General features: G+C 44.1%; 18 protein-coding genes. 10 read left to right on the top strand and 8 right to left on the bottom strand.

Translation table 11 applies throughout. The annotated features are described in order from the left end of the window. Nucleotides 1–120: 120 nt before the first annotated feature. The 4 genes from QUB51_RS00390 (at nt 121) to QUB51_RS00375 (ending at nt 2,707) form a co-directional block, all read left to right on the top strand. Nucleotides 121–408 carry an NfeD family protein gene (locus QUB51_RS00390; RefSeq protein WP_333101688.1) on the top strand — a complete coding sequence of 96 codons (288 nt, stop codon included), beginning with the start codon at nt 121–123 and terminating at the stop codon, nt 406–408. A gap of 113 nt (nt 409–521) precedes the next feature. Then, nucleotides 522–809, top strand: a complete 288-nt coding sequence (locus QUB51_RS00385) for an NfeD family protein (RefSeq protein ID WP_333261190.1) — start codon at nt 522–524, stop codon at nt 807–809. A 127-nt stretch (nt 810–936) separates the two neighbouring features. Continuing rightward, nucleotides 937–1,815 carry a glycine--tRNA ligase subunit alpha gene (gene glyQ / locus QUB51_RS00380; protein WP_190660228.1) on the top strand — a complete coding sequence of 293 codons (879 nt, stop codon included), beginning with the start codon at nt 937–939 and terminating at the stop codon, nt 1,813–1,815. Nucleotides 1,816–1,939: 124 nt separating this feature from the next. Continuing rightward, entirely contained in the window at nt 1,940–2,707 is a 768-nt protein-coding gene (locus QUB51_RS00375) for an ATP-binding cassette domain-containing protein (RefSeq protein WP_333051635.1), read from the top strand. 168 nt (nt 2,708–2,875) lie between these two features. On the opposite strand, the gene QUB51_RS00370 is transcribed toward QUB51_RS00375, so the two are convergent. Both QUB51_RS00370 and QUB51_RS00365 read right to left on the bottom strand, forming a co-directional pair. After that, nucleotides 2,876–4,147, bottom strand: a complete 1,272-nt coding sequence (locus tag QUB51_RS00370) for an MFS transporter (RefSeq protein ID WP_333051638.1) — start codon at nt 4,145–4,147, stop codon at nt 2,876–2,878. A 409-nt stretch (nt 4,148–4,556) separates the two neighbouring features. Further along, entirely contained in the window at nt 4,557–5,069 is a 513-nt protein-coding gene (locus QUB51_RS00365; RefSeq protein WP_333051640.1) for a DUF2808 domain-containing protein, read from the bottom strand. Nucleotides 5,070–5,652: 583 nt separating this feature from the next. On the opposite strand from QUB51_RS00365, the gene QUB51_RS00360 reads away from it, so the two are divergent. The 3 genes from QUB51_RS00360 (at nt 5,653) to QUB51_RS00350 (ending at nt 8,774) form a co-directional block, all read left to right on the top strand. Then, nucleotides 5,653–6,801: a Re/Si-specific NAD(P)(+) transhydrogenase subunit alpha gene (locus QUB51_RS00360; protein ID WP_333051643.1), complete on the top strand. Its 1,149-nt coding sequence runs from the start codon at nt 5,653–5,655 to the stop codon at nt 6,799–6,801. Nucleotides 6,802–7,074: 273 nt separating this feature from the next. Next, complete coding sequence (locus QUB51_RS00355; protein ID WP_106150865.1) at nt 7,075–7,368, top strand: NAD(P) transhydrogenase subunit alpha; 294 nt, start codon at nt 7,075–7,077, stop codon at nt 7,366–7,368. Beyond that, nucleotides 7,365–8,774 carry an NAD(P)(+) transhydrogenase (Re/Si-specific) subunit beta gene (locus QUB51_RS00350; protein ID WP_333261193.1) on the top strand — a complete coding sequence of 470 codons (1,410 nt, stop codon included), beginning with the start codon at nt 7,365–7,367 and terminating at the stop codon, nt 8,772–8,774. The genes QUB51_RS00355 and QUB51_RS00350 overlap by 4 nt, the downstream gene beginning before the upstream one ends. Before the next feature lie 210 nt (nt 8,775–8,984). Here QUB51_RS00350 and QUB51_RS00345 read toward each other — a convergent pair whose 3' ends face one another. The 3 genes from QUB51_RS00345 to QUB51_RS00335 all read right to left on the bottom strand — a co-directional run bounded on the left by QUB51_RS00345 (nt 8,985) and on the right by QUB51_RS00335 (nt 10,208). Continuing rightward, a complete protein-coding gene (locus QUB51_RS00345) occupies nt 8,985–9,347 on the bottom strand; it encodes a tetratricopeptide repeat protein (RefSeq protein WP_333261196.1) in 363 nt (120 codons plus the stop codon). A gap of 304 nt (nt 9,348–9,651) precedes the next feature. Then, a complete protein-coding gene (locus tag QUB51_RS00340; RefSeq protein ID WP_333261199.1) occupies nt 9,652–9,993 on the bottom strand; it encodes a DUF433 domain-containing protein in 342 nt (113 codons plus the stop codon). 47 nt (nt 9,994–10,040) lie between these two features. Next, nucleotides 10,041–10,208 (bottom strand): type II toxin-antitoxin system HicB family antitoxin, encoded by a 168-nt coding sequence (locus QUB51_RS00335; protein WP_333261202.1) that lies wholly within the window; start codon nt 10,206–10,208, stop codon nt 10,041–10,043. 261 nt (nt 10,209–10,469) lie between these two features. On the opposite strand from QUB51_RS00335, the gene QUB51_RS00330 reads away from it, so the two are divergent. Further along, complete coding sequence (locus QUB51_RS00330) at nt 10,470–11,165, top strand: hypothetical protein (protein ID WP_333261205.1); 696 nt, start codon at nt 10,470–10,472, stop codon at nt 11,163–11,165. Between the two features lie 124 nt (nt 11,166–11,289). On the opposite strand, the gene QUB51_RS00325 is transcribed toward QUB51_RS00330, so the two are convergent. After that, nucleotides 11,290–11,427, bottom strand: coding sequence for a hypothetical protein (locus QUB51_RS00325; RefSeq protein WP_333261208.1), 138 nt, complete (start codon nt 11,425–11,427; stop codon nt 11,290–11,292). Between the two features lie 421 nt (nt 11,428–11,848). Here QUB51_RS00325 and QUB51_RS00320 point away from each other — a divergent pair, with 421 nt between their 5' ends. Then, on the top strand, nt 11,849–14,851 hold the full coding sequence (locus QUB51_RS00320; protein WP_333261211.1) for a type ISP restriction/modification enzyme: 3,003 nt from the start codon (nt 11,849–11,851) through the stop codon (nt 14,849–14,851). Between the two features lie 143 nt (nt 14,852–14,994). On the opposite strand, the gene QUB51_RS00315 is transcribed toward QUB51_RS00320, so the two are convergent. Then, nucleotides 14,995–15,633, bottom strand: a complete 639-nt coding sequence (locus tag QUB51_RS00315) for a Uma2 family endonuclease (RefSeq protein WP_333051665.1) — start codon at nt 15,631–15,633, stop codon at nt 14,995–14,997. Between the two features lie 283 nt (nt 15,634–15,916). Here QUB51_RS00315 and QUB51_RS00310 point away from each other — a divergent pair, with 283 nt between their 5' ends. Further along, nucleotides 15,917–18,634, top strand: a complete 2,718-nt coding sequence (locus QUB51_RS00310; RefSeq protein ID WP_333261214.1) for a protein-arginine deiminase family protein — start codon at nt 15,917–15,919, stop codon at nt 18,632–18,634. Here QUB51_RS00310 and QUB51_RS00305 read toward each other — a convergent pair. Beyond that, nucleotides 18,631–18,936 carry a hypothetical protein gene (locus QUB51_RS00305; RefSeq protein ID WP_333051672.1) on the bottom strand — a complete coding sequence of 102 codons (306 nt, stop codon included), beginning with the start codon at nt 18,934–18,936 and terminating at the stop codon, nt 18,631–18,633. The two genes, QUB51_RS00310 and QUB51_RS00305, sit on opposite strands and share 4 nt — an antisense overlap. Nucleotides 18,937–19,030: the final 94 nt, after the last annotated feature.

Genomic DNA, 19,030 nt, shown 5'->3' with positions numbered 1-19,030 from the left:
GGCAAGAACAATGAAATATCAAGGCAATCAATCAATCTTAACCGAGGAAATGCAGCCTCTCAAATAGCATAAACAGACAATTACACATCCATATATTTTAACACCACAGGAGTAAATATCATGTTCAACGTAGTAAAAGCTTTCGGCTCGATTTTCTCTACCCAAGGATACAGCACAGCTAACAATATGCTTATCAAAAATTACGTCAACACCAATTTTAACTATTTCAACGAAGAAGCAGTCGTTGATGAATCGATTTACCCGAATCAAACAGGTCGCGTCCGCTTTCAAGGTAGCTGGTGGCCCGCACGTTGCGATCGCCAAATCACCCTCACACCGGGAGACACGGTTTATGTCATCGGCGTTGACAACATCACTCTGTTAGTTTCCCTCGCTCCCGCAGACTAAATCAGAGCATGAACAACCTGGTAATCAATTTCAACCAGGAAATGCTACTTTTCAAAGAGCTTCAAATAGGCGATTAAACTTCGATATATATTAACACAAAAGGAGTCAACAAAATGTTTAACGTAGTAAAAGCTTTCGGTTCTATTTTTTCTCTTCACACCTACAGCACAGAAAACAATATCATAATGGATAACTACATCAACACCAATTTTAACTACTTCAACGAAGAAGCTGTCGTCGATGAATCGATTTACCCGAATCAAACAGGTCGCGTCCGCTTCCAAGGTAGCTGGTGGCCCGCACGTTGCGATCGCCAAATCACCCTCACACCCGGAGACACCGTTTATGTCATCGGCGTTGACAACATCACTCTGTTAGTTTCCCTGGCTCCTGCAGACTAAACTAGAACTCGATCCAAACTGCCTAACTTTTCACACCCAAATCTGATTTCGGCAGGGTTTATGCAAATAAACCCTGCCTTTTGTATGCTTAAATAAGTTGAGACACTCGCTAACCATATTTAAACCAGTGAACTTTCAATCAGTCATTGCCACCTTAAACAAATTCTGGAGCGATCGAGGATGCCTGATCGCCCAATCCTACGACACAGAAAAAGGTGCAGGAACCATGAATCCCCACACCTTTCTCAGAGCAATTGGCCCCGAACCTTGGTCAGTCGCCTACATCGAACCCTGTCGCCGCCCCACCGACGGACGCTACGGCGAAAATCCCAACCGCTTCCAACATTACTATCAATATCAAGTTTTAATTAAGCCCTCTCCTCCCAACATCCAAGACATCTATTTAGACTCCCTCAGAGCATTAGGAATTAGCCCAGAAGACCACGACATTCGTTTCGTAGAAGACAACTGGGAATCGCCCACCCTCGGAGCTTGGGGCGTGGGCTGGGAAGTCTGGCTCGACGGCATGGAAATCACCCAATTTACCTATTTTCAACAGTGCGGTAGCATTGACTGTCGCCCCGTATCCATTGAAATTACCTACGGACTAGAACGCCTCGCAATGTATCTCCAAGAAGTCGATGCCATGACGAAAATTCAGTGGAAAGATGGCATCACTTACGGCGACGTTCACCTGCAAGGAGAAATTGAACAGTGTACTTATAACTTTGAAGCTTCTAATCCCGAATTGCTGTTTACTCTATTTGGATTGTACGAGCAAGAAGCAGAACAATTGACAAAAAAAGGATTGGTTTTGCCGAGTCTTGATTATGTGTTAAAATGTTCTCACACTTTTAATTTGCTCGACGCTAGAGGTGTGATTTCGGTAACGGAAAGAACCCGCTACATCACCAAAATTCGCAATTTGGCGCGGCGAGTTGCTCAGCTTTATTTGGAACAGCGCGAAAAGCTGGGTTTTCCATTGGAAAAAGCTGTAAAAGTTTGAGCAGGAAGCATGGCACGACACGGATTCGGACACGGATACACGGATTAATTTAGCTGTTAGATCCCCGACTTGTTAAAGAAGTCGGGATCTGGGTATCCGGTTTTTTATATTTTTAATTAATTCAATGCGTAATTCTTCAGAAAATAATACAGAAACAAATCCTCAACTGCGAATTGACAGTGTTAGTTTAAAAACACCGATCGCCTCAAGTCATTTGTTGGAAAATATATCCTTTCAGGTACACAAGGGAGCTCGCGTGGCAATTGTTGGCCCTTCAGGTGCGGGGAAAACAACGCTGTTGCGGCTGCTAAATCGACTCAGCACTCCCACCAGTGGCTCGATTTATCTGGAAAATACAGAATATCGCCAAATACCTGCGATCGAACTCCGCAAACAAATCACCCTCATCCTACAAGAATCCAAGCTTTTGGGAATGTCGGTGCGAGAAGCATTGGCTTATCCTTTAAAGCTGCGGGGCGTGACTTCATCAAACATTGCTGAGAGAATTAGCGGGGCGATCGAACAACTGCACATACCCCAAGAATGGCTAAATCGCACCGAATTCCAGCTTTCTACAGGCCAAAAACAGCTCGTGGCGATCGCCCGCGGCATCATCCTACAACCAAAAGTCTTGCTTTTAGATGAGCCAACATCCGCCCTCGACGCAGGAAAAGCTGCCCACCTTTTGCAAGTATTGACACAGCTAACAAACGGCAAAACCACTATTGTAATGGTAAACCATCAATTAGAATTAGCTGAGCAATTTAGCACGCGAATTCTGCATTTACAGCGCGGAAAGCTCATCGAAGATTTGCCCTCTCATCAAATTAATTGGGTGCAACTGCGGCAAAATTTAATTCAAGCTGAAGCTGAAGCCCAACAAGAATGGTGAACTCTGGTTGCGTAATTAATTTGGATGTTTTAACCGCAGAGGGCGCAGAGGGCGCAGAGAAAGAGAAGAGAGAAGTTTACAAATTGTTGAGGGTTGCTAGAGAGACAGTCAGATATTAGCTTTGGGAATTTTGTTTAAGGTTGGCTTTTGTGATTTGACGGTAAATTGTTACTGGGAAATTAAACCCATTTTTTGATAAATTGGCCGAACTAAGTTTTTTAAAGCTGGCAACTGTTTGGTAAAAATTATGGAGCCTACAACACAAATTATTCCTCCAATGATGACTGTATTGGGAGCGCCGATATAATTGGCCAATCCGCCGGCAACTAAATTCCCAAAGGGTGTCACTCCAAAAAATGCCATCGTGTATATGCTCATCACTCTTCCGCGTTTGTCGTCTTCTACAATTGTTTGCAAAAATGTGTTTCCTCCTGCAAATTGGATAATGAAACCAAACCCCACAAACAACATCATGATTAATGAGAGCCATAAGATGCGGGACAAGCCAAAACCTATCAGCCCAAATCCCATAATTGCCGGTGAAATCGCAATCAATTTGCCGAGGCCAACTATACTTTTGCGGGAAATCAAATAAATCGCGCCCGCGAAGGCGCCAACTCCCGAAGATGCCATCAAAAAGCCGAGGGTTTGTGCGTCGCCTTGCAGAATTTTGGTGGCAAAAATTGGGACTAATACTGTGTGGGACATTCCGGCAAAACTGACTAATGCTAATAGCAGTAAAATTGCTCTAATCGGGGGGAACCCGAAGGCATAAACGAATCCTTCTTTTAATCTTTGTAAGGGTTTGGTATTAGTTGCGGCAATTTTTCTGGGCTTGATTTGCATCGCTAATAAGCCTGCAATTACAGCGATGTAGCTGAGTCCGTCAATGAGAAAGCAATAACTTGCCCCGACTGTAGCTATCAGCAAACCTGCAATTGCTGGGCCGATTAATCTGGCTCCGTTGAACATGGAAGCGTTGAGGGCGATCGCATTTGCTAAATCTTCTTTCTTTTCTACAAGTTCCGGTACAAAAGCTTGCCGTGCCGGCGCGTCAAAGGCGTTAATTGCGCCTTGAAAGAAACTCAGTACCAGGATCTGCCAAATGTTAACGACTCCTGTTAGCGCTAAAAATGCTAGCGCTAAGGATTGAACCATTGCTAATATTTGAGTGGCAATTAGGACTCGGTGGCGGTTCCAGCGATCGATTAAAACTCCTGCAAAAGGCAGTAAAATTAATGTGGGGATTTGACTTGTAAATCCGACCACGCCGAGCATCCAAGGTGAATCGCTCAAATTGTAGACAAGCCAAATAGTAGCGACTTGCGTCATCCAACTGCCAATCAGTGAGAGGCCTTGTCCTGCAAAAAACAGGCGATAATTTCTCGATCTCAGCGCTGGAGGCAGTTTTATTGTTTTGATTTTTGCTAGTAGATTCATGCTGCAAGTACGGCCTTAGCAATCCTATTTGATTGGTAAACATTTTTTAGGGGTAGCGCCCCTAAGCCTACCCCTAATTAGCGAAGGGCAACTATCGGGGGACTGCCCCTAGACTCATTATTACGAATCATTGAGAATTGCGATATGAGCCGGAGGTTCTATTTTACAACTCCCGAAAACTGAGATGTTGCACCATTCTCAATAAGCTTTTGATGAACAGGCTTTCCGGCCTGTTCCACAAGAAAATTCACTCTTTGTGGAACAGGCCGAAAAGCCTATTAAGCGAGAATGGTGCAAGATGTGAGGAAAACCAAGATTTGAGTAGAGTTAAATTTTTCCACCCAGGAAAACGATCGCCACAGTTAAATTTTTATGTCGCGATCGCTTGACTAACGAGAAATTCCTTCCCTCAATTAATGCTCAACAGCCAAGTACCGAGGTAACGCAGCAAGGGAACATCCCCAGGGGTGCGGATGCGGACGTTGAAATGGTACATTCCGCCAGGGGATGGGTTTCTGACGTTGGAGAGTACAACCTCAACATTGTTGCCGGCGGCAATTGGTTCTGTGGGATAAATTTCTATGAATCGATTTTCTTTGTCCCAGATTACTTCTTGCAATTCTATTGTTTTGTTTCTGACGCGCACTTTAATGTCTTTTTGGTCAAATTCGCCTTTGTAGTAGTCTGGATAGGATATGTTGAGTTGGGCGATCGCCAAACTTACTTTGTTGGAAGGAATTCGCAGCCGATATCTATCGCCACTCATCCCGGCTGTACCGTAATCCAAGCGATAGTTTAATTGGTTGGCGCGTTCGGGGCCGCCGAAAATCGTGAATCCTGGCATGGACTGGGCTAAACTGATGGCGGGTAATCCAGCCACCAAGCAACCTGTAACCGCTAGTGCTGAAAATAATCGTCGCATAACAACTCCTCTAATTAAACTCTTGGTGAACCTTTAATATCGATCGCCCGAAATTTGCGATCGTGCCTACAATATATCGAATGTCTCAGCAATTTGATGAGGGCGAGCCGATTTTAGATTTTAGATTTTAGATTTTAGATTTACTCCCGTCTGCTTTGAGAATGAATCTGGGGGCTGGTTAGAACCCGACGCTTTTCTGTGCCTCCATCCTAAGTCTCCGAAACGCTGAATCTGGGAACCTCCGAACAAATTGCTCGATCGTCAATTATTTTTTGCGTATTTTTTGCGTAATACTGATAACTGACATTCTAACTACAGAATTAGGCGACATAAAATTGTATCATAATCTGTGGCTAACTTAACAATTTAGCGAATTTGAATGTATAAGATAAGTTAAAGATACGGGTCGAATTTGGGCGATCGGCTTTAGTATCAACGAGAGAAGTTTAGGGGAACGGCTGCTTCAATGTAAAGCAAGGCATCGGGCGATTAAAAATCGCACTTCAAGAAACCTGCAGAGGCAGGTTTTGTCTGTGTAGGCGCGGTTTCAACCGTCCTAGGAAGGCTTAAATAAGGAGAGTTCATGAAATTAGCGATCGCAAAAGAAATAGCAGCAGGGGAACGCCGGGTGGCTTTAGTACCCGACGCTGTAGCCCGATTAGTCAAACAGGGGGTCGAAGTTTGGGTTGAGGCGGGTGCCGGCGCACAATCCTTTTTCTCGGATCGTGCTTACGAAGAAGCGGGAGCTCAGGTTGTCGCCGATACCGCTAGGCTGTGGGGCGAAGCCGATATCGTCGTCAAAATCGGGGCCCTGCAAGAATCAGAAGTTCATCAACTCCGGGAAGGAGGCGTTTTCATCGGATTTTTGAATCCTCTGGGAGATCCGGCTTTAGTGCAGCGTTTAGCCGATCGCAAAGTAACGGCATTCAGCATGGAAATGATCCCGCGCACCAGCCGCGCTCAAAGCATGGATGCGCTGTCATCTCAGGGTAACGTCGCCGGTTACAAAGCGGTACTGATCGCAGCCGCCGCTTTGCCGAAATATTTCCCAATGCTGACAACGGCGGCGGGTACAATTCGCCCCGCGAAAGTATTGGTAATGGGTGTGGGCGTTGCTGGCTTGCAGGCGATCGCCACGGCGCGCCGTTTGGGTGCGGTAGTCGAAGCCTTCGACATCCGCCCGGAAACAAAAGAACAAGTGCAAAGTTTGGGCGCTAAATTCCTTGATGTCGAACTCAAGGAAGAAACCGTCGCCGCCGGAGGTTACGCTAAAGAATTATCAGAAGCGGCTAAAGAATACACCCGCCAAGTGCTCACCCAACACGTCAGCGCTTCCGATGCAGTGATTACAACCGCTCAAGTTCCCGGCAGAAAAGCACCTATTTTAGTTACTAGAGAAATGGTTTCTCAAATGAAGCCCGGATCGGTAATTGTTGACCTCGCGGGCGAACAAGGCGGCAATTGCGAATGCACGGAAGCGGGAAAAGATGTTGAATGGAACGGCGTTAATGTCATCGGCCCGATTAATGTGCCTTCGTCGATGCCTGTCCACGCTAGCGAAACTTACTCGAAGAATATCTCCTCTTTACTTCAGTTGATGCTGAAAGATAAGGAACTCAATTTGAATTTTGAAGACGATATCATTGCTGGTGCTTGTGTTGCCCGCGACGGTGAAATTAGCAACCAGCGAGTGCGGGATGCTTTGGCAGCTCAGGCATCAGCCGTTAGTTAGATTCGGTCGTTATGAGGCAAAGTCCGGCAAGGGTTGAAACCCCTGCCTCAAAGCTAAAGTCCTCTGAAGAGGACTGAAGAACTGATTAAATATCTCCCAAAAAGGCTTTTTTGAACAGGCTTTCCGGCCGGTTCCACAAGAATTATTGGAGATGTCTATTAGTCCTCTTAAGAGGACTTTGGCTATTAGCCAGGGAATTCATTCCCTGGCGGACTGGCGGACACAACCGGGAACGAGTTATAACCAATTACCAATTACCAATTACCAATTGTTATGGCAGAAGGATTGATTGCAGGTTTAGTGGTGTTTACTCTAGCATCGTTTGTGGGATTTGAAGTAATTAATAAAGTCCCGCCGACGCTGCACACACCTTTGATGTCGGGATCGAATGCGATTTCGGGAATTGCCGTTTTAGGCGCAATTCTGATTTCTGGCCAAGGTAATGTGACTGTTACTTCGATTTTGGGGACGATCGCGATCGCCCTGGCCACAATTAACGTTGTCGCCGGTTTCTTAGTAACCGATCGAATGCTGCAAATGTTCAAGAAAAAAGAGGTTAAAGCGTGAGCGATTTTCTGCCCAGTGGCATTCAACTAGGTTATTTAGTTGCCGCATCTTTGTTTATTATCGGTTTGAAACAGTTGGGTTCCCCTGCAACCGCGCGTCAAGGGAATGTGTTAGCTGCGATCGGGATGTTAATTGCGATCGTCGGTACTTTGCTGGAAAAGCAAGTCATCAGCTACGAATTGATTGCTGTCGGCATCATCATCGGTTCCATTTTGGGAACAATTATGGCGAAAACTGTCGCGATGACGGATATGCCGCAGATGGTGGGTTTGCTTAACGGTTTTGGGGGCGCGGCTTCTGCACTCGTTGCTGTGGGCGAATTCTGGCGCTATCTCAGCATCCCGGAATCGCCGGCGCCTGATGCGACAATCACGATCCTTTTGGGCGTGTTGATTGGCGGAATTACTTTCACTGGTAGCCTTGTGGCGTTTGCGAAACTGCAAGAATTGCTGCCGGGTGCGCCGATGACGTTTCCGCTGCAACAGCCGTTTAATGCCATGCTGGCGATCGCACTTTTAGCCGGCAGCGGTTATATGCTGACAAACCCGGAGAATGTGCCGGTATTCCTGGGTTTGGTGGCGATTTCCAATATTCTGGGAATCATGTTTGTGCTACCGATTGGGGGCGGCGATATGCCGGTGGTGGTGTCGCTGCTTAACTCTTATTCGGGGATTGCGGCGAGTGTGGCTGGGTTCATTTTGATGAACAATATGCTGATTATCGCTGGTGCATTGGTGGGCGCGTCGGGGATTATTTTGACGCAAATCATGTGCAAGGCGATGAATCGATCGCTTGGTAGTGTGCTGTTTAGCGCCTTTGGTAGCGGTGGCGGTAGTGCTGGGGCTGCTGCTGGGGCTGCTGGTGCTACTGACAAAACTGTTCGCAGCATCAATCTCGAAGAAAGTGCGATGATGTTGGGTTATGCGCGATCGGTTGTAATTATTCCCGGCTACGGGATGGCTGTAGCGCAAGCACAGCACGCCGTGCGCGAGTTAGCCGACGGTTTGGAAAAAATGGGTGTTGACGTGAAATACGCAATTCACCCGGTGGCTGGGCGGATGCCGGGGCACATGAATGTGCTGTTGGCGGAAGCAAACGTGCCTTATCCGCAGTTGTACGATATGGACGATATCAATCCGCAGTTTGAAGAAACGGATGTGGCGTTGGTGATTGGTGCGAATGATGTGGTGAATCCGGCGGCGCGTCACGATACGGCGAGCCCGATTTATGGGATGCCGATTTTGGAGGTTGATAAGGCCAAACATACGATCGTGATTAAGCGCGGGATGAGTGCTGGTTTTTCCGGTGTAGACAATGAGTTGTTTTACAAGGATAAGACGATGATGTTGTTTGGTAGCGCTAAGGATGTGGTTGCCAAATTGGTTTCTGAGGTGAAGCAATTGTAGGATTTTTTAACCGCAGATGAACGCGGATTAACGCGGATGATTAAACCCGGTTTCTTGAAGAAACCGGGTTTTTGTTTTGGGTTTGTTTTAGATTGTGTCTGGTTGATTTGCAATGTTGTAGGGGCGGGTTTTACAAACAATAATTGACTAAAATTAATAATCTCGTAAACCCGCCCCCTCCATGCTAGAAGGATGCCACCGGACTTGATATTATGCAATGCTAGCTTGGTTTAAATATCCACTGGAAATAGGTGTATGTGAAAATCCTTGTTCTCTGGCTTTTTGAAACCATTTTTCTGCTTCTGTGCGATCGGCTGCTACACCATCAGCACCGCACAGATAAATTCCTGCTAAGTTGTTTGAGGCAACACCATAGCCCTGCTCAGCGGATTTGATGTACCATTTAATTGCTTCTAATATCATCATTTCTCGACCTAATCCTAAATGGTACATACTGGCAATTATGCACTGGGAGGCAGCATTACCTTGTTCGGCTAGTGGTTTTAACAAGGTAAAGGCTTGGGTATAATCTTCGTTATTAAAAGCGGCTAGACCTTTTTCTAAGTCTGACATTTTGGTTCTCCGTTTTTTATGTGAACTTTTACGGCCCTGGAAAGTTTTCGTCAAAAGATTGAGGACAGGGGCGATCTTTTGGCCAAGGGAATGTTGCTAAAGCTGCGTAACCCTTGCATTTATAAGCACAAATTTTAAAGTTACTCGTAGGATCGGGAGACAAGAATTCTCCACAATATTCGCATCTTTTGCGTGGCGGCTCGCTGGTAGATTCACTGCTATCACTGTTATCGGGTTGCATGGTAACAAAAGGCGATTTATTACAACTTTTAGTTGATATTATCATAGCATTAAAGAAAGATAACTAATAAATTCTATCCAGTTGTTGTGATTTATTTTTTTCTTCCCTAAGCTGACGCATTTTTAAGACAAATGGTGATGGATTGCGATCGTACTCAGCTTCAGCTTTGAGGCTATATTCTAACCAATCTCCTACATATTTACCTACAGTTTTTGTATTTTCCAGATAGTAGAGAATCGTAGCATAAACTTGAGCCATAGTCACTGTCCGAAATTTTTGAGCTATGGCTTCTGGAGTTTGGCCGCGGTAAATGTATTCGTAGAGAATGTGTTCGATACCGACGCGGGTTCCTTTGATGCGGATATCTTCTGGTGTTAAGAATTCAAAGTAATCTTCTAATTGCATGATTTTCGCTCGTGTTCCATAAATTTACTATGCAGCAGATTCGGGAATTATGAAGGATCTGCTGTCTCAAAAAATAGTTCCACCGCTTCGATCAGATTTCGTCGCGCTTCTTCTATATTGTCACCTTGGCTGGCAATATCGAGTTCCGGGCAAAGGGATACATATCCGTCGCCTTCTCGTTCAATAATTGCTGTAAACTGTTGTGTTGACTTCATAATTTGAAGTGGCGGACTGCCAAGCTCAAACAATTATAGTTTTACTTGAGATTATATCACATTTTTCGCTGTTCGGTGGAGACGGGCGATCGCCCTATACAATGCTAGCTTGGTTTAAATAGTCACGGGCGATCGGTGCTAGTCAAATATACCTGCGATCGGAGATTTTTTAAATATAATGAAATCCTAAAGAATTAATAGAACTGCAAAAATTGTACTAACCTTAAAGCTAAAGTCAATTAAATTAAAAAATTTTCAACTATGTCAGATCAACCTTTTAATATCCGCCAACTAAATGGCCTAGATTATGACGAAGCAGAACCACTCCTGGAAGATTATCAGGAAACGCTAATCGAGCTATTTGTCAATGCTCCCGAAGGAGAAGAATACTGTAAAACTTATCCAGACGTGGGATTTTGGATCTCGCAGTTCATTTATTACGGTTTCGGCTATGAAGGTTTTACGCTGCCTCGCATGAAAGTGGAAGATGTGGCAACTGTAGTCGAAGAGTTGTTTCCCAGGAAAGTGAGTTTGCTTTCGCCGGAAGAAGGTGAAAATGCTATCCCGGAATTATTGGCGTTCTGGCAATTTTTGAAGCGAGAATTTAAACTGCGAAATGCCACTTCAATTATCAAATACCTGCGGGATATCGAGCCGGAATTTAAGGAGATTATGGAAGATTCCTCTAAATTTGGATTTGCCAAATCCTTTGTAACGATCGGTCATCAAGCAGGGTTTGATATAAGTACAAGGGAAGGTCTAACACAATTTCAGGAGATATATAATGCTAGCATTGCTCCTCTAATTGCAGCTAAAAACTCCGATACATCGGGATTTTCCAGCCAACCGATAAGTGATAGTGCTGTCAATGAATCTAAAGCAAGTAAAGAAAAACAAAAAAAAGCAAAAAATACGGCGGCTGAATCGAGAAAACGCAACCGCACTAAGAAAAAATGAGGTTTAGCAAGTATCTATCCTCACTTCACTCTTCTTCTGATTCTTCTCAGCATCTTGTTAGCTTCTTCCCTCCCGCGAAACTTCCAAACTAATAAATAACACATCAAACAAAACCCGAAGATTCCTAACACGATCGCACTTTCTTCCGGTGAGTTGGTAGTTCTATCGAACTTCCCACTCTTCGGACTTGCTTGGATGTTGTTAGTTCGATCGACCGATCGATCGCCCGCTTGCAAGTTAAAATTGTGTTGTTCAATCGCATTACTATTTTTAAGTTTTCGATCTATTGATTGAAATGACTTCGCCTGTTCGCAGCTTGTTAAGGATAATCCAATAAGGATAAAAATTAGGAAATAACAGCGACATTTCATGATTTTTACCTTTCGGTCAGCGAAAAAGAGAATAAATCCATATAGGGCTTACTGACTCCGACAAAGAAACCGGGTTTTTATCTAATCTGTCGGTAGCCACGAAGTATTTTCCTAAAAAACCCGGTTTCTGGGCCCCTATCTCCAGGACTATTCTATCTACTATAATAGCATTAAACGAATTCAGGAAACATTTCCAAACTAAACCAGGAAACTGATTCAATGCCATCTATATCTTTTGATGCTTACCTCAAGTCGATTCAAAATAACCTGCAAAAAGGTAGCGAGCGCAGCCATTATCCAGCGCTGAAAAATTTGCTGGATGACTCAGACAAGGGCATTGATGCCGTCATTGAAGAAAAAGGCAATAAGGCAGGGATTCCAGACTTTACCGTGAGGCGGCGGGAACTATTGGTGGGTTATGTAGAAGCCAAAGACGTTGGGCTAGACCTGGATCAGATAGAAAAATCGGAGCAATTGCAGCGGTATATAGAAGCGTTTCCGAATCTAGTATTGACCAATTATTTAGAGTTTCGTTGGTATGTGAATGGGAAGCGCAGGCAGAAGGAAATTTTAGCAGATCGTAATGAGAATAAGCTGCAAGTAAGGGCTACAGAAAAGATTGCGGCTTTGCTGGATCAATTTCTCAACTATACAGGCGAGATTATCAGCAGTCCTGAAGACCTGGCGCGACAGATGGCGAGGTTGACGAAAGCAATCCGGTTAGCAACAACAACTGCACTGGAGGGAGAAAATAAAGACGGGGAATTGCATCAACTGAAGCAGGGCTTTAGTGAGGTGTTGTTGCCCGATTTGAATGATGCTGATTTTGCTGATATGTATGCTCAAACGATTTCTTATGGGTTATTTGCGGCAAGAGTTGGTCATGCTCAAAATCCAGGGTGTGAACCGTTTACTCGGCGCACGGCTGGCACGTATATTCCAGCAACAAACCCATTTTTGAAGCGATTGTTTAATACGATCGTCGAAACGGATGCAGTCAGTCAGCTCGATTGGGCGATCGACGATTTGGTGCAATTGCTGTCTCAAGTTGATATGGGCAGCATTCTCGAAAACTTTGGGCAGCGCACTCGTCAAGAAGACCCGGTGGTGCATTTTTATGAAACGTTTTTGGCGGCATACAATGCAGCTTTGCGAAAGAGTCGAGGCGTTTATTACACACCGGAACCTGTGGTGTCGTTTATTGTGCGATCGGTTGATGCCATTCTCAAAGACCGCTTCGATCTCCCATTAGGATTAGCTGATAACGCCAAAGATCCAGTAACACAAAAGCCGAAAGTACAAATTCTCGACCCTGCAACGGGGACAGGTACATTTTTGTATGAAGTGGTAAAGCAAATTTACCGCAATCTAGAAGAAATTGGCATGGCGAATCAGTGGGATAGCTATGTGCGAGATAATTTGCTGAATCGGTTGTTTGGATTTGAGTTATTGATGGCTCCCTATGCCATTGCTCACCTGAAGCTAGGGCTAGAACTTCAAGAACTTGGTTACAAATTTAAGGACAAACAACGATTAGGCATTTACCTCACCAATACGCTGGATGAGGCACTGAAAAAATCAGAGATTTTGTTTGGTCAGTTTGTGGCACAAGAAGCAAATGAAGCTTCGACGGTGAAGCGAGATACACCTGTGATGGTTGTATTAGGCAATCCGCCTTACTCTTACGAGTCGTCAAACACAGGAGCATGGATTAGTGGTCTTGTTCGCGACTACTATCAAGTTGATGGTCAGCCATTGGACGAGAAGAATTCAAAAGGATTGCAAGATGATTACGTAAAATTCATTCGTTTTTCTCAATGGCGTATTAATGAAACTGGATTTGGGGTTTTAGCACTCATCACCAATCATGGATATTTAGATAATCCGACTTTTCGAGGAATGCGTCAAAATCTGATCCAAACTTTTTCGGATATCTATATTTTGGATCTTCATGGAAATTCTAATAAAAAAGAAATATCTCCTAATGGAGAACCCGATCAAAATGTTTTTGACATTCAGCAAGGTGTAAGTATAGGAATTTTCATTAAACAGCCTGGAAAATCATCATCTGCTGAAACACATCATTCTGAACTTTGGGGAAGTAGGTCAGACAAATATGAAGCTCTTAGCAACTTAGATATTGATACGATTGCGTGGAATAATCTTAAGCCTCAATCGCCTTTTTACCTTTTTATTCCTCAAAACATCACCTTGCTTACAGAATATGAAAAGGGTTGTAAAATCACAGAAATTTTTAATATAAACAGTCCCGGAATCATGACAGCACGGGATTCATTAACCATTCACTTTAGTCAAGACGATGTATGGAAAACAGTTAATAAATTTTCAAGTATTTCCCCTAATGAAGCAATTCAATTTTATGAATTGCCAGAGAATACAAGAGACTGGAAAGTTGAATTAGCTCAAAAAGATTTAAGATTATCAGGTCTTTCAGAAACAAAAATTAAACCAATACTTTATCGTCCTTTTGACATTCGTTATACCTACTATACGAGTAATGGGAAAGGGTTTCATAGTTTGCCTCGTGGAAATGTGATGAACCATATGTTGACAGGTGAGAATTTAGGATTGATCACTGTGCGCCAAGTACCTGAAGGTATCTTCAATCATGTTCTTGCCACCAATTGTCTTGTTGATAATCGTATTACTTCTAGTAACAAAGGATACGGACAATTATTTCCTCTATACACCTATCCTGATACTGCCAATGAACAGGGTAGTTTATTTACTGAAAGGACTAAAAATTTATTTCCAGGTTTTTTAAGTTCAATCCAAGACAAGCTTGACTACATTCCCACACCAGAAGCAATCTTTTACTACATCTACGCCATCTTCCATAGCCCTACCTATCGCCAACGCTACGCCGAGTTTCTCAAAATCGACTTTCCTCGTGTGCCGTTGACCCGCAATGACCAGCTATTTAAAGACTTGGGTGCAAAAGGTCAGGCATTGGTAGACCTGCACCTGATGAAATCGAAAAAACTTAATAAGCTGATTACTAAAATGAGTGGCGATGGTGACAATGCCGTTACCGAAGTTATCTATAAACCCGCTGAACAGCGAGTTTATATCAACAAAACCCGCTATTTTGAAGGCATCGCCCCCGAAGTTTGGGAGTTTAAAATTGGCGGTTATCAGGTGTTGGACAAATGGCTGAAAGACCGTAAGAAAGCCAAACGCACTTTATCCTTTGATGATGTACTGCACTATCAAAAGGTGGTGGTTGCGCTCAAAGAAACCATGCAACTGATGGTAGAAATCGATCAACTGATTCCGGGTTTTCCCATAGAGTAAGATTCAGGACTTACTGACTCCGACAAAGAAACCGGGTTTTTACCTAATCTGTCGGTAGCAACGCGTCTTTTCGTAAAAAACCCGGTTTCTGGCCTGGTGTGCGATGATCGGAAATCAACCCATTTACACTTACAACACTCAACTCATCCAATCAGTCGTTGTCGAAATTCTTTAACTGCTGCGAGGGAATTCGGATATCGAACATATTCTGCCAACAATTCTATATCTAAATTAGGCAGGATTTCACTGCGACTGATTTGCTCATAACCGCAGGTTTGGACAAATTGAACTGGAATTTCTTCTCGCAGGTAGTAGAGGCTAAAATTTTCATTTTGCCAAAACCAAACTTCTTTAACATTTAACCGTCTGTAAACTTCCAATTTATTCAGGCCACCACTGGTAACAACAACCTCAATTGCTAAATCGGGAAATTCTTTGTCTGTACCAATGCAGTAAGCTTCATCAGGTTCCGTCCCGCCTCTTTTTTCCTCTTGCCGTAGGCTGGTAGAACCAAATGGAAAATAGTCTATATCTGCTTCTAAAAAGTAAATGAGTAAAAGGTCTCCAATGCGAGTTTTTCTGTTTTCATGGCGGCGGGAAGGTGACATAATTTCTAAGACTCCATCTAAATACGTGACTCGATATGCGGAAGTATCCCCACTTCTGGTGAGTAATGTTTCATATTGTTCCCAGTTGACGCGATCGGTAATATAGCGACATTCGGAATCTTGGCGTTGGAGTGCTTGTTGGTCAAGTAGAGCATTGAGATCGCTTGTCAACATACTATTACCTCCTTTAGGTTGTCTTGATTGTAATGAGAGTTAATGCGATCGTGATGAATACTATATAATAATTTAAATATTATCAGATATTGTGGACTCCGACAAAGAAACCGGGTTTCGACTTCGCTCAACCACCAGGAGTTTTTATCGAATCTCTGAACAGCAACAAAGTATTTTCGTAAAAAACCCGGTTTCTGGGCCGCCATGCGTAAGTCCTTATAATTAAATCCCCAATTGCTCCCAAGATTAGGTAAAATTATTGGCGTGTCTGAGGATAAACTATATGCGTTTGGTTAAATATATTGCGATCGCCATTATCAATGGTTTCGGTGTCGTCATCGGGATTATCTGGGTAGCAGTCCCCACAACAGTGGCTCAACCTTCCCTAAACTACCAACTCGCACTCTCTGGGCGACAGCCAGACGGGGAAACTCCGCAATCCCTTTCCGAGCTCTACAAATTGCGCGATCGCCTGAAAGTACAATTAGATAACCTTGCCAAAAATCCCGACAGCGCTTCGTTTCCTGCAGAACTTTGGAAATCAGCAATCCACCGTCAGCAATCTCAAACTCTGACGCAGCAACTCCAAAACGTTCAAAGTCAGATTCAAATAGAAGAAACAGCCAAATATAATTGGGACGAGGCTGCTAAATTTGCCGCCCAAGCAGTCTTAATTGGACGCACTTCTAATCCTTCTTCTGCTACTTGGGAACAGTCGCAACGCCTGTGGCAAATTGCTATCAATACGCTGCGACTCATTCCTCACGATTCTTTTTTGGCCGATCGGGCGATCGATAAAACCATCGAATACCAAGGAAACCTCAGTGTCGCAACCTATGAAATGCAAGTCGCACGTTCGGTAGAGAAAATTAGAACCGAGGAAGAAGAGATAAGAGAGCGAGCCCGACAAGAGCAAGAGAAAAAAGAATTTGCTCGTCGAGAAATAGAGAGAAAAGAGCAAGAGAAAAAAGACCGGGCTAGAAAAGAGATTGAAAGGCAAGAGTTTGAAAAGCAAGAATTAGCCCGTAAAGAACTTGAAAGGCAAGAATTAGCCCGTAAAGAACTTGAAAGGCAAGAATTTGAAAGGCAAGAGTTAGCCCGTAAAGAACTGGAAAGGCAAGAATTTGAAAGGCAAGAATTAGCCAGAAAAGAACTGGAAAGGCAAGAATTAGCCAGACAAGAATTAGCTAGACAAGAACTGGAAAGGCAAGAATTAGCCAGACAAGAATTAGCTAGACAAGAACTTGAAAGACAAGAACTTGAAAAGCAAGAGTTAGCTAGACAAGAACTTGAAAGGCAAGAATTAGCCAGACAAGAATTAGCCCGACAAGAACTGGAAAGACAAGAGTTAGAGAGAAATCAGCAAGCAACTCCTCAACCAACTCCTGAATCAACTGCAACACCAACCCCCACCCCAGTTACACCCGCCGCGTCCCCGTCGAACTTTTTCTTTGCGGGAGATACCAACAGAGATGGCCAAATTAACCAGCAAGACGAAGCTGGAAAAGAACAATGGTCTTTGTCCAGTGGTGCGCTAATTTCATTTAACGATCGCAATAACGATCGCGGCAAGATACCGACTTGGAAACAAACCAAAGTTATGGTTCCCCGCCGTGCAGCAATGCTTTCTCAAGTTAACTTAAACCTGTCTGAAAGCTTCAAAACCTCTCAGTTATTTATCACTGCTGATAGCATTGCTAGCCCTCACATCAGCGTTTTCCAGAAGACGGGGGACGGCTGGCAACCTGTAGATATATCCGGTGCTAAACCTCTAGTTTTCAGCACCAATATTGTTTTAGGTGTCGAAGCAAAACAATTTGCCGATCGCAATTGGAACGGCACTGTTAATCTCAAAGCAACTGCCCAAAACAACGGTCAAGAAATCGCCTCCACAACAATCCAAATGGGCGTTAGTCCTTGGATGATAGCGCCCAATACAGCACCAGTAACCGAAGTTCAGGTCAGCGACAGAGGCGCGGTAAACAGCGAATTTATCTCCCAACTCAAACAAGCAGTAGAACCCACGGGCGCTAAAGTAAAAATTATCCAGGGCGATCGCACTTGGATGCAAGATACCCAGAAAAACGGATACGTTCAACTCCCCGAAAAATCGGAGATACGCCAGTTTAATGTCGCCCTAAAAAGCAATAGCGAGCCAGAGAAAAACCCGCCTATTAAATCAAGTCAAAACCGGGATTTGAAAGTAGTTAAAATTGGCAATCCTCGTTCTTTAGACCCTGTAAGTCAGTGGTCTGACGGATACGGCAATTTGCAGGTGACACCGCCGATTCCCGGACACCCAATGGGTCGAGTTTATTACGGGAATTCGGGAAATGCTAGTTTTAATCCAGAGGTACTTGATTTTATTCAAGCTCAGAGAATTCAAGGGCCGCCAGTGGATATTGATACTTCTTGGCTTTTGACTCGCCAAGTCGATGAAATTATCAATTTTATTCCCACTCAAACTCCCGGACAATATGTAATGGCGATCGCCAGTCCCGAAGCCGGAGTTAAGCTGTTGGAAGAATTGGAGGGAAGAGGTTACGGCGATGTGGCGATCAATCGTGGTTTGAGCACTCAAACAACTGTCAGCGCCGCCTTGAAAAACCGTGCTTTAATTCAACACAATCTCTATTTGCAAAATCAGAAACTTAATCCGATTATAGAGAAGTTGAAAAGAGAGTTTTTACTCGGAGACGACCAAATTGTTCAAGTTCCAGTGATGTTTGGCTACAGCGGTTATGCTTGGTGGCCGAATATGGTCAATTCGGTGCCAGTTAACGGCAAGTTGTTAGTTTCAAATCCGCGCGGGCCAATGATTGACGGTGTAGATTACACTCAGGAAAGATTGCGCCAACTGCTGCTTCCTGCTGGGGTCAGCGTTAGTTTTCTGGATGATAGGTATTATCAAGAATTGAAAGGAAACGTGCAGTCGGCGACGAATACTGTGAGGAAGCCAGAAGAGCGGCCTTTTTGGCAGTCTTTGCCTAATAATTACTAATTGGGAATCGGGAATGGGGAATCGGGAATCGGGAATCGTGAATCAGGAATTTGTAGGGGCGGGTTCACCAACAATACTCGCCTGTAACTGACAATCTCGTAAACCCGCCCCCACCCAACAGTAAATCTAATTGGGAATCGGGAATGGGGAATCGGGAATCGCGAATCAGGAATTTGTAGGGGCGGGTTCACCAACAATACTCGCCTGTAACGAACAATCTCGTAAACCCGCCCCCACCCAACAGTAAATCTCAATATACCTCCTAAACCCGCCTCCCTAGTACCATTTTTATGAACAGGCAAGATGCCTGTTCCACACAAGTACCATTTTTATGAACAGGCAAGATGCCTGTTCCACACAAGTACCATTTTTATGAACAGGCAAGATGCCTGTTCC

Origin of the sequence: Microcoleus sp. AT8-A3, assembly GCF_036705675.1 — a bacterium.
In the GTDB taxonomy this organism is placed as follows: Bacteria; Cyanobacteriota; Cyanobacteriia; order Cyanobacteriales; family Microcoleaceae; genus Microcoleus.
This window is presented reverse-complemented; position numbering and strand designations above follow the sequence as displayed.

Coding starts and splice junctions, on each gene's coding strand:
- QUB51_RS00375 (WP_333051635.1), top strand. CDS start 1,940: ATGCGTAATTCTTCAGAAAATAATACAGAAACAAATCCTCAACTGCGA.
- QUB51_RS00315 (WP_333051665.1), bottom strand. CDS start 15,633: ATGTTGACAAGCGATCTCAATGCTCTACTTGACCAACAAGCACTCCAA.
- QUB51_RS00345 (WP_333261196.1), bottom strand. CDS start 9,347: ATGTCAGACTTAGAAAAAGGTCTAGCCGCTTTTAATAACGAAGATTAT.
- QUB51_RS00340 (WP_333261199.1), bottom strand. CDS start 9,993: ATGCAATTAGAAGATTACTTTGAATTCTTAACACCAGAAGATATCCGC.
- QUB51_RS00360 (WP_333051643.1), top strand. CDS start 5,653: ATGAAATTAGCGATCGCAAAAGAAATAGCAGCAGGGGAACGCCGGGTG.
- QUB51_RS00335 (WP_333261202.1), bottom strand. CDS start 10,208: ATGAAGTCAACACAACAGTTTACAGCAATTATTGAACGAGAAGGCGAC.
- QUB51_RS00365 (WP_333051640.1), bottom strand. CDS start 5,069: ATGCGACGATTATTTTCAGCACTAGCGGTTACAGGTTGCTTGGTGGCT.
- QUB51_RS00325 (WP_333261208.1), bottom strand. CDS start 11,427: ATGCGATTGAACAACACAATTTTAACTTGCAAGCGGGCGATCGATCGG.
- QUB51_RS00370 (WP_333051638.1), bottom strand. CDS start 4,147: ATGAATCTACTAGCAAAAATCAAAACAATAAAACTGCCTCCAGCGCTG.
- QUB51_RS00310 (WP_333261214.1), top strand. CDS start 15,917: ATGCGTTTGGTTAAATATATTGCGATCGCCATTATCAATGGTTTCGGT.
- QUB51_RS00355 (WP_106150865.1), top strand. CDS start 7,075: ATGGCAGAAGGATTGATTGCAGGTTTAGTGGTGTTTACTCTAGCATCG.
- QUB51_RS00390 (WP_333101688.1), top strand. CDS start 121: ATGTTCAACGTAGTAAAAGCTTTCGGCTCGATTTTCTCTACCCAAGGA.
- QUB51_RS00385 (WP_333261190.1), top strand. CDS start 522: ATGTTTAACGTAGTAAAAGCTTTCGGTTCTATTTTTTCTCTTCACACC.
- QUB51_RS00330 (WP_333261205.1), top strand. CDS start 10,470: ATGTCAGATCAACCTTTTAATATCCGCCAACTAAATGGCCTAGATTAT.